Annotated in this window: 12 protein-coding genes; 2 read left to right on the top strand and 10 right to left on the bottom strand. The window is 62.3% G+C overall.

Translation table 11 applies throughout. The annotated features are described in order from the left end of the window. Window positions 1-204, bottom strand: a 204-nt coding sequence (locus tag M3O22_01545; protein MDP9195448.1) for a KUP/HAK/KT family potassium transporter, incomplete at its 3' end; no start/stop codon positions are given. Between the two features lie 168 nt (window positions 205-372). Here M3O22_01545 and M3O22_01540 point away from each other — a divergent pair. Both M3O22_01540 and M3O22_01535 read left to right on the top strand, forming a co-directional pair. Then, window positions 373-915 (top strand): hypothetical protein, encoded by a 543-nt coding sequence (locus tag M3O22_01540; protein ID MDP9195447.1) that lies wholly within the window; start codon window positions 373-375, stop codon window positions 913-915. 28 nt (window positions 916-943) lie between these two features. Continuing rightward, window positions 944-1699 (top strand): YebC/PmpR family DNA-binding transcriptional regulator, encoded by a 756-nt coding sequence (locus tag M3O22_01535; protein MDP9195446.1) that lies wholly within the window; start codon window positions 944-946, stop codon window positions 1697-1699. 28 nt (window positions 1700-1727) lie between these two features. On the opposite strand, the gene M3O22_01530 is transcribed toward M3O22_01535, so the two are convergent. The 9 genes from M3O22_01530 to M3O22_01490 all read right to left on the bottom strand — a co-directional run bounded on the left by M3O22_01530 (window position 1728) and on the right by M3O22_01490 (window position 15113). Further along, on the bottom strand, window positions 1728-2417 hold the full coding sequence (locus M3O22_01530) for a hypothetical protein (protein ID MDP9195445.1): 690 nt from the start codon (window positions 2415-2417) through the stop codon (window positions 1728-1730). Between the two features lie 27 nt (window positions 2418-2444). After that, window positions 2445-3398: a DUF3137 domain-containing protein gene (locus tag M3O22_01525; GenBank protein ID MDP9195444.1), complete on the bottom strand. Its 954-nt coding sequence runs from the start codon at window positions 3396-3398 to the stop codon at window positions 2445-2447. A gap of 27 nt (window positions 3399-3425) precedes the next feature. After that, entirely contained in the window at window positions 3426-3806 is a 381-nt protein-coding gene (locus M3O22_01520; protein MDP9195443.1) for a hypothetical protein, read from the bottom strand. A gap of 160 nt (window positions 3807-3966) precedes the next feature. Continuing rightward, on the bottom strand, window positions 3967-4548 hold the full coding sequence (locus M3O22_01515) for a LemA family protein (GenBank protein ID MDP9195442.1): 582 nt from the start codon (window positions 4546-4548) through the stop codon (window positions 3967-3969). A 16-nt stretch (window positions 4549-4564) separates the two neighbouring features. Beyond that, window positions 4565-9346, bottom strand: a complete 4782-nt coding sequence (locus M3O22_01510) for an NAD-glutamate dehydrogenase (GenBank protein ID MDP9195441.1) — start codon at window positions 9344-9346, stop codon at window positions 4565-4567. Window positions 9347-9440: 94 nt separating this feature from the next. Then, window positions 9441-10283, bottom strand: a complete 843-nt coding sequence (gene rlmJ, locus M3O22_01505) for a 23S rRNA (adenine(2030)-N(6))-methyltransferase RlmJ (protein ID MDP9195440.1) — start codon at window positions 10281-10283, stop codon at window positions 9441-9443. 182 nt (window positions 10284-10465) lie between these two features. Continuing rightward, window positions 10466-11143, bottom strand: a complete 678-nt coding sequence (locus tag M3O22_01500) for a transglycosylase SLT domain-containing protein (protein ID MDP9195439.1) — start codon at window positions 11141-11143, stop codon at window positions 10466-10468. A gap of 444 nt (window positions 11144-11587) precedes the next feature. Next, window positions 11588-13897, bottom strand: coding sequence for a phosphoenolpyruvate--protein phosphotransferase (gene ptsP / locus M3O22_01495; GenBank protein MDP9195438.1), 2310 nt, complete (start codon window positions 13895-13897; stop codon window positions 11588-11590). Window positions 13898-14075: 178 nt separating this feature from the next. Then, window positions 14076-15113: a nitronate monooxygenase gene (locus tag M3O22_01490; protein MDP9195437.1), complete on the bottom strand. Its 1038-nt coding sequence runs from the start codon at window positions 15111-15113 to the stop codon at window positions 14076-14078. Between the last annotated feature and the right edge of the window lie 46 nt (window positions 15114-15159).

Here is a 15159-nt window from a genome sequence, read left to right as displayed (position 1 = left end):
GGACAGAACCCCCAGGACGTTGAATTCCGAAACCTCCAGCCCGTAGGTTGAACCAAAGGCCTCGCGGATGGTGTACAGGGGGCTGGTCCCGATATCGCCGTACACAATCCCCACAGCCCCCAGCGCCAGCGCCGCAAAGGTTCCCTTCGGCCGGTGCGGGCCTTCCGCAACAGCAGGAGAACGGGACTGGTGATTCTCAGCCATGGCCTGATTTTCCGGGCATTGATTGCAGACCTCATCGTGCACTGGTGACAGAATCGGGTCAACCCCGCATCGGGACAGAAAATCTGCAAAAATTTTGCTGCAGACTCTTTTACTTTCCTGACCGGGGGGTATGATGGATTCAGAGAGATGATTCGAAGGGAGACAGCCATGCTGCACAGGAAAAAAATTGCACAGATCGAAAATGTTGTCAGGACGGGACACAATCTTCTGGAAGCGCTTGTGGCCAATGCTGTGCTGGATGCAAAAGCCAATCCTGACCAGAATGATTTCGGGCAGCATCTGGACGCCGGAAGAACAACCCTGCAGGAATACAAACAGGCTTGGGCAGGCCGGCAGGAAACAGAGCATGCCCTGCGGGACAACATGGCCGCCCAAGGTGAGGCCGGTACTCTCCTGCTTCAGATCATGGATCGCATGGACGACCAGTCCAGCGCCCTGGAAAAAGCCGCGGCGGCCCAAATGATGCTGGCAGCCGGGTTCAAGGGCGAGAGGACAGTCATGGAAAGACTGGACAAGGCCCATCAGGAATTCACTGCCGCAATGAACGAGTTCAGGGCCACAAGAAAAGAATTGCGGGAACCTCTGGAAGCCATGGCGGCCCCAACCCACGAAGAGAAACTGGAACTGGCCGTCGCGACCGGACCTCACAATGGCCACGACAAAAAAGGCCCGTCCGGCGCAAAGGCCTGACCGCAAGGAAACTGCAGGCACGACACCCATGGCCGGTCATTCCCAGTTCAAGAACATCATGCACCGCAAGGGTGCGCAGGATGCAAAGCGCGCCAAACTGTTCAACAAACTTGGCCGCGAAATCACCGTTGCCGCCAAAAGCGGCCTGCCGGACCCTGCCGGCAATCCCCGCCTGAAAGCCGCTATCAGTACTGCGCGGGCCAATAACATGCCGCGCGAGAGGATCGAGCGGGCGATCAGGAGCGGCTCTCCCGGCGGCACAGACGTCTCGAACTATGAGGAAGTGCGGTACGAGGGCTATGGTCCTGGCGGCGTAGCCATCATCGTGGAAGCCCTGACCGACAACCGCACCAGAACCGCGCCGGAAATCCGCACGGCCTTTTCCCGGCATGGAGGAACCCTGGGGGAAACCAACTCGGTCAGTTTCATGTTCTCCCGCCTCGGGATGATTGCGTACCCGGCCGCGGCTTCCTCCCCCGAAGCCGTGTTCGAGGCCGCGCTGGAAGCCGGAGCCGACAACGTGGACAGCAACCCACAGGGCCATGAGATCACAACGTCTGTCGAGAGTTTCGCCGCCGTCCGCGACGCGCTGGAGGAAAAATTCGGCCCGGCCCAAAGCGCCCGGCTGGGCTGGAAACCCCTCAACACCCTGTCTCCGGACATGGACCAGGCACGCAGCCTGCTGGACCTGGTAGAGGAACTGGAAGACAACGACGACGTCCAGACCGTCTGGGCCAATTTCGACATTCCCGCGGGCACGATGGAAAAACTGGCCGGGGAGTAGTTTTTACCTCTCCCTCACCTTCAGGATGTCAGGGACCGCCGGGTTTTGGTGAAGACCAGGCTCCGGCCATGACTGTATCCAGTCTTCGTGCAGGACTTCCGGGCGTTTTCCGGGGGAACCAGCCCAGGGAGAATTCCACATGCCTGATCACAATATCCAGAAAATTCATACCGGCCGGGTGCCGGTGAATTTTTCTGAAGAGATCGGGGGATGCATGGGAAACAAGGAAAAAGGCCTCTGCCGCATGTTCTGGACCATAGGCTGAAAGGGTACGATTGAAAGCGGCGTCATCGCCGTTCTGAAGACTTGCCGATATTTTCTGCGCCACAAAGACCACGTCTTCTGCCCGGGGCCATTCCTGCCTTACAATTTTTTTCAGTCTTTGATGAAGACTGCCCGCATTTCCCTTTGGAACAATTCCGGCATTCCTTTCGGCAGTTGCGATTGTTTTTTCCAGAAATTTCCTCGCCCGGGGATGCCCTGAAATTTCCTCAAAACAGGGCGGAGCACAGCCCGCAGCAATCAAAAAGGCCCTTGCATGATCAGCGGGACGAAAGGCCGGAACCGGCTGGATCATGTGACACCGGCCATGGGAGGCAAAATCCATCCAGGATTCCGCAACGGCTGCAATACCTCCCTCATCTGGTCTCTGGCGACTGTTCATGGCATCCCCTGTTTTCTGCCCCCTGTCATCCGGGGTATTCTGGCACAGGACCATGAAACCAAAAAATCCTGTAAAAACAGGTTAACGGATAACCTCTCCCACTTTCAGGATATCAATCACGTCCAGAACCGCTTTCAGTTCCGCAGCCAGCTGGAGCACCGGGGCGGTATCCAGGGGCTTGCGCAGGGAAAGTTTGTACAGGCCTGATATCTTCCTGTTGCCGCGCGGGTGGGGCACGGTCATGAACAGGGTGCTGTCCTGGACGGACAGGGCCAGGGACGGCGAGCGGAAGTGTTCCGGCAATGCCATCAGGCGCTCCATCAGCGCCGGGGTCAGGAACCGCCGGGCCGCCACCTGGTCGGTGCCATAAACCTCGAATTTGTCCTCGAACCGGGGGTCTTCCAGCGTGACCCTGTCCAGTGACCAGCGCCCGAAGCCGATCAGCGTGTTCGCCAGGGCGCCGTAATCTTTCGTGACCAGCGTCTTCCCGGGCACCGGCCGGGGCAGGGTCATGCCGATAAAGATGCCGTCGAAAACCGTATACTTGCTCTTGTTTCCCTTCATCTCCAACAGGGCTTCGGACAGGTGCAGGGACACACCGCGGTATTCCCCTGTAAAGTGATCCTGCGACGACAGGTCGTTGTAGGGCGGCATCAGGCCGGTTCCGGCCAGGTCCTTTTCAGACCATGTCCCATGGGGATGATAGTCCAGATTGCCCACGACCCGGGCCACGCGGGGAAAAACCTGCTCGCGGAAGCGGTCCCGGAACTGCCGGCGCGGCCAGTCACACCAGTACCAGATCCCGGCACAGAACAAAAGGAACAGGACCGGAGAATGCCCTCCCAGGGCTGGTTCAGACATGATTTCGGACAGCAGCAGGGCAGCCCCGATGATGACTATGGCCCCGGGAATCCACCGCCGGCGCCAGACCTGAAGCTTTTCCTGCCGCAGGGTTTCCAGTTCATCCATGACCTGGCGGACAGCCTGGTCCACGCGGGTGGGCAGACTGGCATCGGGAATGACAGGGGTATTCATGGCTTCTCCCCCGGTGTTAAAGGATGTTCAGGCTGCGAGACTCACCGGAGCGGGCACAACCGAAAGGTTCTGTGGCACCCTGCCCGCCAGACTGTTACGCATCCTGTTTTGCATTTCAAGAATAACCTCTGCCGTCATCCCCGGAACAGCAGAAATATTTATAAAAGTCATATCCTGTGGACCGGGAATGCAGAGGGAAACCAGCGTGTCTGCGACTACCAGGGGCGTGAGATCGTTCTGATCAGGATTACCGGCTTCAGGACCGGTCAGAAAATTCCAGAGGTCCAGGACATAGGGTACCAGCCGTTGCTCCAGTATTTGCGGAGGACAGTTGGCAGCTTCTTCCAGAATTACGGGAACCTGCCCCAGTGCCCTGTCTGCCAGATACCGGGAAGTGAACCTCAACATTGACCAATCCTCTGAAAAACCAGTGCCGGACAATACCATGGCCGGCATGAAAGCAAAAGCGGGAGGTTTTCTCTCTCCCCGCATAGAGACCTCTGCGGAAGTCCTCTTCCCTGCTGTCGCTCCTTCAGGATGACAATAACTTTTTCGACGGGTGAGAGGTTCAGATCCCCGGTTTCAGGATGCTGTCCGCAGCCACAGGCGCACGTTCGGCCTGGTCAGCCTCGAAGAAGGGCGGAATTTCCTTCACCCCGCCCAGGCGCCCCAGCATGTTGCCCGGAAAGATCTGCACGGCGTTGCGCAAGCTGTTGACCGCAGCGTTGTAGAAGCGGCGGGCGGCTGCCAGGTTGGCCTCCACCTCGCTGTACGTATGCTGGGCCTGGACCATGGTTTCGTTGGACCGCAGCTGGGGATAGTTTTCCACCGACACGAACAGGCGGCCCAGATCGCGGCCGAGGGCCCCCTCCACGTCGAATTTCTGCTGGACATCGCCGGCAGCGCGGGCGCCGACCTTTTCGGCAGCCTGGGTGCGCAGGCGGGTGATATCATCCATCAGGGTCTTTTCATGCTCCATGAACCGGCGGGCAATGACCAGAATGTTGGGGATCAGGTCATGGCGCTGTTTCAGGTGCACGTCGATGCCACCCAGGGCCTCGAGCATCTTGTTTTTGCGCATGACGATCACGGCGTACCAGCCATAGATCACCACAACCGCAACAATCAGTGCGCCCACAAGAACCATCATGGTGTTTCCCCTCCCGTTATCCGGTGACCAGACCCCGCAGCTGCCTTGCGGCAACGGCCAGCATTGCCAGGTCCATGGCCGATACTGTACGCAATTCTCCTAACAAAGCGTGAATCCTGTCGACCGCATCCCTGTTTTTTTCCAGCCAGGCGTCCATCCGGGCCCGTCCGCCGGCATTTTTCCCAGCCTTTCCGGACAGGACATGGGCCGTCAGCTCGCCCTGGAGGGCATACAGGTCATCCACCATGGCCGAAACAGCCTGCCGCTGCCAGTGGTTTTCGACCACAATACGGCCGGTCTGGTTGCGCATCCAGTCCAGGCCGAAGCGGTGGCCCGCATCCAGATACACCGTGGCGGCTGTTGCCAGCGTCTCCCCGGTCTTGCGGGCAATACCGGAAATCTCGGGCGCAGCCGCCAGAACGGGCAGGAAGACCACCTGGCGGGCAACGTCCCGGGGAACGCCCTGGGTTGCCAGCTGCTCCACACTGGCCTCCAGGCTGGCCGTTTCTTCCACCGACAGGGCTGTTTTCATGGCCGCCAGAAGACCGTCCGGAACTCCCGCCATGGCCTTTGTCTCCCCGGCAATATCCAGCGGATGACGCCCGTGCAGCAGGAACCAGGACACGGCGCGCCGCAGCAGTTTCTGGGTCTCCGACAGCATGCGGATCTGGACCGCAGCGGAAACTTTCAGATCCAGTGCCTCGATCTGCCGCCACAGGGCCGGCAGGCCGAACACATCCCGGGCAATGCGCCAGGCGCGGGTCACCGCCTCGGGCCCCATGCCGGTCTTTTCCATCATGGCCGGAACGAACGAGGCGCCCATGCGGTTACACAGCTCGTTGGTCACCACAGTAGCGACGATTTCCCGCCGCAGCCGGTGGCTGTCCAGGGCCTTGCCGAACCTTTTCTGCATGGGAACCGGGAAATACGACTGCAGATCCGCCGCCAGCACCGGATCGTCCGGCAGTCCGGCAGTCACCAGGCTGTCGTACAGCATGATCTTGCCATAGGCCAGCAGGACAGCCCCCTCGGGCCGTGTCAGGCCAATGTTGTTGCGGGCGCGGGAGGCCAGCTCGGCGTCCGGTGGCAGGCCGGCCAGGGACCGTTCCAGCAGGCCGGATTTTTCCATCAGCCGCATGGTGCGGGCCTGCTGGTCCAGAAGGTCCGCCGCATTGGCCTCCATAACCGAGAGGGCCTGGGGCTGCAGGTAATTGTCGCGCAGGACCAGACCCGCCACCTCATCCGTCATCTCCAGAAGCAGGGCGTCGCGCTGCTCCAGGGTCAGATCGCCCCGGGCCACAGCCCCGTTCAGGAAAATCTTGATGTTGACCTCGTGGTCCGAGGTGTCCACGCCGCCGGAATTGTCGATGGCGTCCGTGTTCAGGCGACCACCCTTCAGGCCGTATTCCACACGGCCCGCCTGGGTCATGCCCAGATTCGCGCCCTCGGCCACCACCCGGGCCCGGATATCGGCCCCGTTGATGCGCAGGGGGTCACTGACCTTGTCCCCCACGTCCCCATGGGTTTCCTGGGTTGCTTTCACGAAAGTCCCGATGCCGCCGAAATACAGCAGATCCACGGGGGCCTTCAGCATGGCCCGGATCAGCTCGGATGGCTTGACCTCTGTAGCCTCGATGCCAAAGCACTGGCGGATTTCGGGCGTCAGGGTCACCACCTTGGCGCTGCGCTCGAATACTGCACCCCCGGCGGACATTTTCGTTGTGTCATAGTCCGCCCAGGACGAGCGGGGCAGACGGAACATGCGTTCCCGCTCGGCGTAACTGGCTGCCGGATCGGGACTGGGGTCGCAGAAGATATGACGATGGTCGAACGCGCCCAGCAGGCGGATATGGCGGGACTGGAGCATGCCGTTGCCAAACACGTCGCCGGACATGTCGCCCACACCCATGACCGTGAAATCCTGCGTCTGGGTGTCGTGGCCCATCTCGCGGAAGTGGCGTTTGACGGATTCCCACGCCCCGCGGGCCGTGATGCCCATCTTCTTGTGGTCATAGCCCCTGGATCCACCCGAGGCAAAGGCATCGCCCATCCAGAACCCGTATTCGCGGGAAATGGCGTTGGCGGTGTCAGAGAATGTGGCCGTGCCCTTGTCCGCCGCCACCACCAGATAGGGATCATCGCCGTCCCGGCGCACCACATGGGCGGGAGGAACGATTTTCCTCTCCACCAGGTTGTCGGTGATGTCCAGCATGCCGCGGACCATGGTGCGGTAGCATTCCACCACCTCGGCCATCTGGGCCTCGCGCCCTGCTTCGGCCGGGGGCAGTTTCTTGACCACGAAACCGCCCTTGGAGCCCACAGGCACAATGACCGTGTTCTTGACCATCTGGGCCTTCATCAGGCCCAGCACCTCGGTGCGGAAATCCTCGCGCCGGTCGGACCAGCGGATGCCGCCGCGGGCCACCTTGCCGCCGCGCAGGTGCACCGCCTCCACCCGGGGACTGTAGACAAAAATCTCCACCCACGGGCGTGGCAGCGGCAGGTCGTCCACGGCCTGGCTGTCCAGCTTGATGGACACATGGGCTTTGGGGCGGCCATCGGCGGCCGGCTGGAAAAAGTTGGTGCGCAGGGTCGCGTTCACCAGGTTCACATACCGGCGCAGGATGGTGTCGTCGTCCAGACTGACCACTTTTTTCAGGACCGAGCGGATCGCCGCCTGCGCCTCGTCTGTTTCTGCAGGTCCCCTGCTGGCCGCGGCAGGATTGTGCAGAACCGAGAACAGGCGCACGATCCAGCGGGTGATCTCCGGCCACGCCGCCAGGGCGTCGGCCACGGTATCCTGGGTATAGGGCAGCCGGGCCTGTCGCAGGTACTTCGCAAAGGTGCGCAGCAGTACAACGTCCCGCCAGCCCAGTCCGGCCAGCAGCACCAGGCGGTTGAGGCTGTCGTTCTCCGCCCCGTGCGTCCAGACCTGGACAAAGGCATCCTGGAACATGTCCCGGACCGCCATGGCGTCCACACCGGCCGGAACCGCCACGGAAAATTCATGGATCCAGACGGGGGTTTCATGCCCCTCCGGCCGCACCTCGAAGGACATTTCGGTCAGGACGCGCAGGCCCAGATTTTCCAGAATGGGCAGAATGGATGAAAGGGGAATGGCCTCCCGTTCCTGGAAGACCTTCAGGCGATATTCGTCGCCGGCCTTTCCGGACATCCGGAACAGGCTGACAGCCACAGGCTGTCCCGCCCGGACCTCTTCCAGGAAGGCGATATCGGCCACGGCCACGCGGGGAGAAACAATCTGCCGGTACGTTTCCGGAAAGGCTCCACCCCAGGTACGAGCCAGACCGGCTCCTTTTCCATCGGGATGCGCAGTCGCAAGCTCATCATACAGGGCATCGGCCCAGACCCGGGCCGCCGCGGCAATCTGCCGCTCCAGATCCTTCAGGTCCACGGCCGGGACTGTTCCGGGCGTCGTATGAACAGGGATATGGACCCGCACGTGAATGCTTTCGGAGACCCAGGTGGTGGTATGTTCCCCGGCCTTTCCGTCAAAGGCCCTCTCAAGGATTTTCTGGATGCGCCGGCGCAGGTCGCCGGACCAGCGGTCACGGGGAATATAGACCAGACAGCTGACAAACCGTCCGAAGGGGTCCTGGCGCACGAACAGGGCCGTACGCTGGCGGTCCTGGAGGCGCAGGACGCCCATGACCGTGGCGAACAGGTCGTCGGCCGAGGTGTGAAACAGCTCTTCCCGTGGCCAGGTTTCCAGAATGTGAATCAGCGCCTTGCCGTTGTGGCCCCGCGGGTCGAACCCGGCCCGGTCCACCACCTCGGCCACTTTCTGGCGCACATAGGGGATTTTCCGGGCGCTGCGGGCGCTGGCAGCCGAGGTAAAAAGGCCCAGGGCCAGCCGCTCTCCCACCACCTGGCCCCTGTCGTCAAATATCTTGACCAGGATGGCATCCAGCGGAGAGGTGCGGTGCACGGTGGAGCGGCGCTCTGTCCGGGCCAGAAGAACCGGCTGCTGTGGCTCTTTCAGGAAATGGCGCACATCGGGTGACAGGGTACCACCCAGCCCTTCAAACGCCTCGGCACTGTCCTCGCGCAGGATCCCCAGCCCGGATCCGGCCACCACGTCCAGGGTCTGGTCATCACCGGATTTCCGGCCAAAGCGATAGTCGCGGCAGCCCAGAAAGGTGAAGTTGTTGCGCAGGATCCACTGCAGGAATTCCACGGCCTCTGACCGCACAAGGTCAGGCAGCGGGACGGACGCCTTTTCCATATCCGCGGCCATGGCCTGGGCCCGTTCCTGCATTTTCGGCCAGTCCTCCACCGCGGCGCGCACATCGGCCAGGACAGCTTCCAGGTCCCGGGCGAGGCTTTCTGCCCTGTCCGCGGATATGGCCTGGGCCAGGCGGATGTGCATCCAGGATTCCAGCGGCTCGGGCCGGCCGTCCTCCTGCCGGGAATGCAGTTCCTTCACCTTTCCCGTCTTGTCCCGGGCCACATGCACCACGGGGTGGATCACCAGATTGGCCATGTATCCCTGGCGGTTCAGCTCTCCCGTGACGGAATCCACCAGGAAAGGCATGTCGTCATTGACGATCTCGACAACTGCATGATCAGTGCCCCAGCCGGTTTTTTCCCCGGCTATGGGCCTGACCCGGACCCGGGACCCTGGTCCGCTTCTTTTTTCGCAGAATTCCCACAGGGAGCGGACAATACCGGCCAGCGTTTCCGGCGTCGTATCTGCCACGTCTTCCGGCGCAATATCGGCCAGAAGCAGGCGGGAAAAGGTTTCCGTCATGGAGGTGTTTTCGGCCTTCGGGGCCATGGGATGCTTCCTCTGGTACCGGGCCTTTCCTGACGGCCCTTTTCACACGATGGCGGTCTTATACACCAGAGGCAGAAAAAGGGCAAAAGCCGCCTTATTCCGGAACCAGCCAGGTGACGGATCCCGATCCCTGCCCCGCGGGCGCCAGGGTACGGCACAGGAAGGGCAACACCTCTTCCAGGGTGCCCTTCAGCTGCCAGGGCGGATTGACGATGATCATGCCACAGCCGTTGAGACGGAAGGGATCATCCTCCGGATGGACCAGCATCTCGGCCTTCAGGATCCGGCGGATCCCGCTGGCGATCAGGGTTTCCTCGAAACGCCATATGGTGGCCCGCTCCTTGACGGGATACCACAGCATATAGGTTCCCCCCGGCCAGCGGTGCCAGGCGGTCACCAGCCCGGCGGCCATGGCGGAAAATTCGTCCGGCACCTCAAAGGACGGGTCGGTCAGGACAGCGCCCCGCTTTTCCACCGGCGGCAGGTGGGCTTTCAGGGCCGTATAGCCGTCCATACTGTGGGTTGCCACCCGGGGATCGTCCTGGTACAGGCGCTTCAGGGTACGGGCGTCGGCCGGATGCAGCTCGGCCAGCACCAGCCTGTCTCCGGGGCGCAGGAAATGGTGGGCCAGCGCCGGAGAGCCGGGATACCGGTGCACAGGCCCTGCACCGCCGTTCACGGCCAGGACAGCCTCGATATAGGGCTTCAGGGCTTCGGGATGGCTCTCGCAGGCCAGCAGGCGGTGGATTCCTTCCTGCGCCTCGCCGGTTTTCAGGGCTTCCGGACTGTCCAGATCGTACACGCCGATCCCGGCATGGGTATCCAGGACACAGAAAGGCGCGTCCTTTCCGCGCAGGTACAGAAGAACATGCGTCAGGATCACATGCTTGAAAACGTCCGAAAAGCCGCCGGCGTGATAGATATGGCGATAGTTCATGAGGGTGTCCTGCCATTTCGGCCAGAAAGAAAAACAGTGATGTGCCGGCAATCAACGCAGAATGAGCCAGATGACAAGCGTTTTCGAGAACCGGAGCGCAGCGTACGTTAAAGTTACGTGAGCACCGGAAGCCCGGAAATCCGAAGTCAGATGGCCATTATCCGTTTGATTGCCGGCACATCTCAGGGAAGTTCAGCCTGAGCCAGGGTATAGGTTTCGAAGAGGTTGTGCACCTCGTCCGAAATGGGGGCCGAGCCCTTTTTGTCACAGGACGGAGCGCGGATCCCCTCGCGGTCGCCGGAGGGCAGCCTTTTCCAGGTATTCCAGATACGGCAGGCATAGGCCGCTTTCTGGGCTGTGGTACCGCCGTTATAGCGCTTGACGGCCAGAACCCAGTCGCCGAACCGGTTATAGTGGCGCTTCAGGTACCGGGCTGCATAATCCACGTTTTGCCGGGGGGTCAGCAGATCCTCGGTCGAGCTGAACTGGCGGCCGTGCAGGAAGACGGACAGCTGCATACAGCCGGCCATGGTGTTGCGGCGGATGTTGCCGCGGGAATCCGTCATGCGACGAACAGCGTCATCGCGGCTTTCGGCCCAGATGCTCTTGCCGGCCATGTTGATGGCCCAGGGGTACGGTTCACCGCCCAGTCCGCTTTCCACAAGGGACAGGGACAGCAGCAGGCCCCGGGGGATGCCATAGTCCTTCTCGGCCTGCAGGATATACATGGTACATCCCGGGCCCCGGTCGGTACGATCTTCGCGGGCAAGGCTGGCGGAGCTTCCGGGCAGGGCCGTGAAAACCATCACAGCAACAGCAGCGGCGGAAATCCACCGTCGTCCTGGCGACGTTGCGTACATCACATGTCTCGTTCATTGTTACCGCATCGTTGGCGGCGCTCCGCTTGTCGCGGCTTTTGTTATTTACGGGGTACCTTCTCCGGGGTACCCGCATTGCTTCGAAGGCAAAACACCCTCGATGGGAGATTCATAACAGGCTGGAAATTGTTTCGTCAAACGATTCGAGCGCGACCAGAAGTTGTAATTCTATATAAAATGCTGTTGCTGTTGAAATTTTCCCGCGCATAAAAATGTCTTTTTTTGCTTTCCCGGCCCGGAATCCGGTTCCGGTTGCCGGAAATTTTTGCCATTTATTCCCGGCAAAAAGGTGATTTATCCTTTTTTCGTGACTACAAGGCCTATTTTCCTGTTATGGAGTCCGGGGCGTGCGAGAAATATACGTAAGCACGGGGAGCGGAGAAAACCGATGCCAGGCGGCCATTATCCGTTTGATTGTCCGCATGCCTACAGCACCACCCCGTGGTCCAGGGCGTACTGGCGCAGCTGTTCACGCAGGCTGTGGCCAGGGCCGGACATCAGGGTGTCCAGATATGCCGCTGTTTTCCCCACATCCAGGCTGCGCAGCATGGCCTTGACCGGCCCGGCAGAGGTGGAGGCCATGGACAGGGACCGGACCCCCAGGCACAGCAGGGCCATGGCGTCCAGGGGCTTGCCGGCCATCTCGCCGCAGACCGATATTTCCTTCCCGGCGCGCGTCCCGGCCTGGACCAAGGCCCTGAGCATGCCCAGAAACCCCGGGGACAGGGGATCGTACCGGTGCGCCATGAAAGGGTGGGCGCGGTCACAGGCATACATGTACTGCATCAGGTCGTTGGACCCGACCGAGATGAAATCCACCCGGGGCAACAGGGCGTCCAGCTGCCACAGCAGGGCCGGAACCTCGAGCATCACCCCCACCCTGACATCCGGCATCGTCCCGCCTTCCCTTTCCCCGGCGCGCCTGCGCTCCAGATCCACCAGGGCACGCGCCTGGTCCAGCTCGGCCACCTCGGACACCATGGGAAACATCAGGTGCAGGGTCCGGCCCCGGGACGCCCGCAGCAGGGCCCGGATCTGCCGGCGCAGCATGTGGGGGCGGTCCAGCCCGATCCTCAGGCCCCGCCAGCCCAGGGCCGGGTTATCCTCGTGCGGGGCGGGGAACGAGGGCAACGGCTTGTCTCCCCCCGCATCCAGGGTCCGGAACACAACAGGCCGTGCGCCTGCCTTGTCCAGAACCCGGGTATAAAGCTCTGTCTGGTGGGTCACGTCCGGATATTCGGACTGGACCATGAAGGGAATCTCGGTGCGGTACAGGCCCACGCCGTCCGCCCCGGTCTCGTCCAGGTGATCAAGATCCATCAGCAGGCCGCAGTTCAGGTTCAGGGACACCCGGATGCCATCCCGGGTCACCGGCGGCAGGTCCCGGGAGAAATCCCACACCTTGCGCCGCACGGCCTTCTGTTCGATGATCTGCCGGGCCCAGGTCAGGATATCCTCGGGCGGGCGGATGAACACCTGCCCGTTCTCCCCGTCCACCACCAGCGGATCCATGGGCTCGATATGGCCCATGACGTCCGTGCAGTCGCCCACCACCGGAATGTCCATGGCCCTGGCGATGATCGCCACATGGCTGTTGGGGGAAATGCCTTCCAGCACCAGGGCCCGCAGGCGGGACAAGTCATATTCCAGAAGTTCGGCCGGGCCGATGGTCCGGGCCACCAGAATGGTATCCGCAGGCAACAACGCCTTTCCCGGCCCCGCCGGACCGCCTTCCAGATACTGCAGCAGGCGGGTGGTCAGGGTGTCCAGATCGGCCAGCCGCTCCTTCATCCAGGCGTGGTCTTCCCCGCTGATCCGGGCCTGCATGTCATCCTGGACCTTCTGGACCGCTGCGCCGGCCGTCAGGCCCGTACCGATGGCCTCGTGGATACGCGCCAGCCAGCCCCGGTCGGCCAGAAACATCCGGTGGGTCTCAAGAATGTCCAGATGCTCCCTGTCCCCTTTTTGCAGGAATTTCCCGTAAAGGTGATCCAGGGACAGCCGCAGCCGGTCCAGGGCCTGTTTCAGGCGCTGCCGCTCCCGCCGCGGATTGTCCGACACCGTCTGGCGGATGGCCAGCCGGGGGTGGTGCAGGATGGCCGTACCCACCGCAACGCCGCGGTGCAGGCCGGTGCCCTGAAGGCGCGACGGCGTCAGGTCAGAGCCAGAGTCCGCCACCACCTCTCCCTTTGGCACAAGCTCGCCTCCCGCGATCAGCTCGGCCACCACCATGGCCACGGTCTGCAGGGCCTCGATCTCCTCGGCCACATAGTTGCGCTTTTCCCGGCCCTGGACGGTCAGGACACCCTGGACACGGCCCCCGCGCAGGACGGGCACCCCCAGCATGGCATGGAAGGGTTCCTCCCCCGTCTCGGGTCGCCAGGCAAAGCCCGGCCAGGTCTGGGCATCGGCCAGCGCCAGCGGCCGGGCCCGGAACGCCACCTCGCCCACCACCCCTTCCCCTACCTGCAGGCGGGTCCGGTGCACAGCGGCCGGGTTAAGACCCACCGTGGCGAACAACTCCAGCACCTCGCCGGCCCGCATGACATAGCAGGAACAGACATCCGCGCCCATTTCCGCGGCGATCAGCTGGACAATCTTGTCAAGACGGGCCTGGACGGGCCCCGAGCCGGCCATGACGTCCCGCAGGCTGGCCAGCAGGCGACGCAGGTCCTCTCCCCGCGGCGGGGAGCGTTTTGCGGTACGCTTTCCAGAGGACCTGACGCCAGTAACCATGACACCTCCCCGCGAACCCGCCCCCCAAACCCTGACTGCCGTGGCGTCCTGCCTTGTCTTTCTGCGCTTCCGGTGCTCACGTACGTTCGTGTACGCTGCGCGCCGGTTCTCGAAAGACGGTGGCGATCCGCTGACGGCAGCGGATTTCGGGAACGGGTTCTGGCAGAACAAAAGAACGTCAATCCCCTGCCGGCAACGCCGCTGCAAATCTGCGACCAAGCGCCGCCTCTGTCTGCCCGACCAGCTCTGCCATGATGACAGAAACTGGTTGCTCTTTCGTTACCATCCCCACACTTTGCCCGGCCATCAGGGATCCGTTTTCCACATCCCCGTCCACGACAGCCCGGCGCAGGGATCCGGCCCAGAAATGCTCGATTTCCAGCTGGGCCTCTTTCAGGGTCAGTTCCCCCCGGTCGTGGCGGGTGATGATCTCGCGCTGGGCCTCCATAAAGCGCCGGGTAGCCCCGTTGGCGATGGCGCGCACGGGAATGACCGGAAAGCGCGGGTCCACCTGGACGGAAGGTACAGCGTCCCGGGCATTGGCCTGCAGGAAGGCTTTCTTGAAGGACGGATGGGCGATGCATTCGGCGGCGCACACAAACCGGGTGCCCAGCTGCACCCCCGCCGCCCCCATGGACAGGTACGCCGCGATGGCTTCGCCGTGGCCGATGCCGCCGGCGATAAAAACAGGAATTTCCCGGATTTCCGGCAGGATTTCCTGGGCAAGAACCGAGGTGGAAACCGGGCCGATGTGCCCGCCCGCCTCGGCCCCCTCGATCACCAGGGCATCCACGCCCATACGCACCAGCCGCCGGGCCGCCACCAGCGCGGGGGCAAAAGCCATGACCCGGCCACCCCAGGCCTTGACTGCCTCGATGGCCGATGATGGAGGCAGGCCGCCGGCCAGCACCACATGGCCAATGTTATGGCGGGCACAGACCTGGATCAGCTCCTCCAGGCGCGGATGCATGACGATGATGTTGACCCCGAAAGGCTTTGACGTCAGGGCTTTTGTGGCGGCGATCTCGGCATCCAGAAGCTCGGGCAACATGGAGCCGGAGGCCAGCACCCCGAACCCGCCACTGTTCGAGATGGCGGAGACCAGGGTACGCTCGGACACCCAGGTCATGGCCCCGCCCATGATGGCCAGGTCCACACCCAGAAAGCCGCAACCCCTTTTCCACAGGGCGTCCAGAAATGGATGGGTGCCAGACATAATGCCTATCTTTCCTGTTCCTGTTAACGGATACCATACCGGACAG

Source organism: Pseudomonadota bacterium, from assembly GCA_030775045.1.
In the GTDB taxonomy this organism is placed as follows: Bacteria; Pseudomonadota; Alphaproteobacteria; order JALYJY01; family JALYJY01; genus JALYJY01.
Note: the sequence above shows the minus strand (reverse complement) of the source record. Positions and strands in the feature narration are given on the sequence as shown.

What these genes read in the sequence shown, in the direction of transcription:
- M3O22_01540 (MDP9195447.1), top strand. Translation starts at nt 373, where the DNA reads ATGCTGCACAGGAAAAAAATTGCACAGATCGAAAATGTTGTCAGGACG.
- M3O22_01535 (MDP9195446.1), top strand. Translation starts at nt 944, where the DNA reads ATGGCCGGTCATTCCCAGTTCAAGAACATCATGCACCGCAAGGGTGCG.
- M3O22_01530 (MDP9195445.1), bottom strand. Translation starts at nt 2,417, where the DNA reads ATGGTCCTGTGCCAGAATACCCCGGATGACAGGGGGCAGAAAACAGGG.
- M3O22_01525 (MDP9195444.1), bottom strand. Translation starts at nt 3,398, where the DNA reads ATGAATACCCCTGTCATTCCCGATGCCAGTCTGCCCACCCGCGTGGAC.
- M3O22_01520 (MDP9195443.1), bottom strand. Translation starts at nt 3,806, where the DNA reads ATGTTGAGGTTCACTTCCCGGTATCTGGCAGACAGGGCACTGGGGCAG.
- M3O22_01515 (MDP9195442.1), bottom strand. Translation starts at nt 4,548, where the DNA reads ATGATGGTTCTTGTGGGCGCACTGATTGTTGCGGTTGTGGTGATCTAT.
- M3O22_01510 (MDP9195441.1), bottom strand. Translation starts at nt 9,346, where the DNA reads ATGGCCCCGAAGGCCGAAAACACCTCCATGACGGAAACCTTTTCCCGC.
- rlmJ (MDP9195440.1), bottom strand. Translation starts at nt 10,283, where the DNA reads ATGAACTATCGCCATATCTATCACGCCGGCGGCTTTTCGGACGTTTTC.
- M3O22_01500 (MDP9195439.1), bottom strand. Translation starts at nt 11,143, where the DNA reads ATGTACGCAACGTCGCCAGGACGACGGTGGATTTCCGCCGCTGCTGTT.
- ptsP (MDP9195438.1), bottom strand. Translation starts at nt 13,897, where the DNA reads ATGGTTACTGGCGTCAGGTCCTCTGGAAAGCGTACCGCAAAACGCTCC.
- M3O22_01490 (MDP9195437.1), bottom strand. Translation starts at nt 15,113, where the DNA reads ATGTCTGGCACCCATCCATTTCTGGACGCCCTGTGGAAAAGGGGTTGC.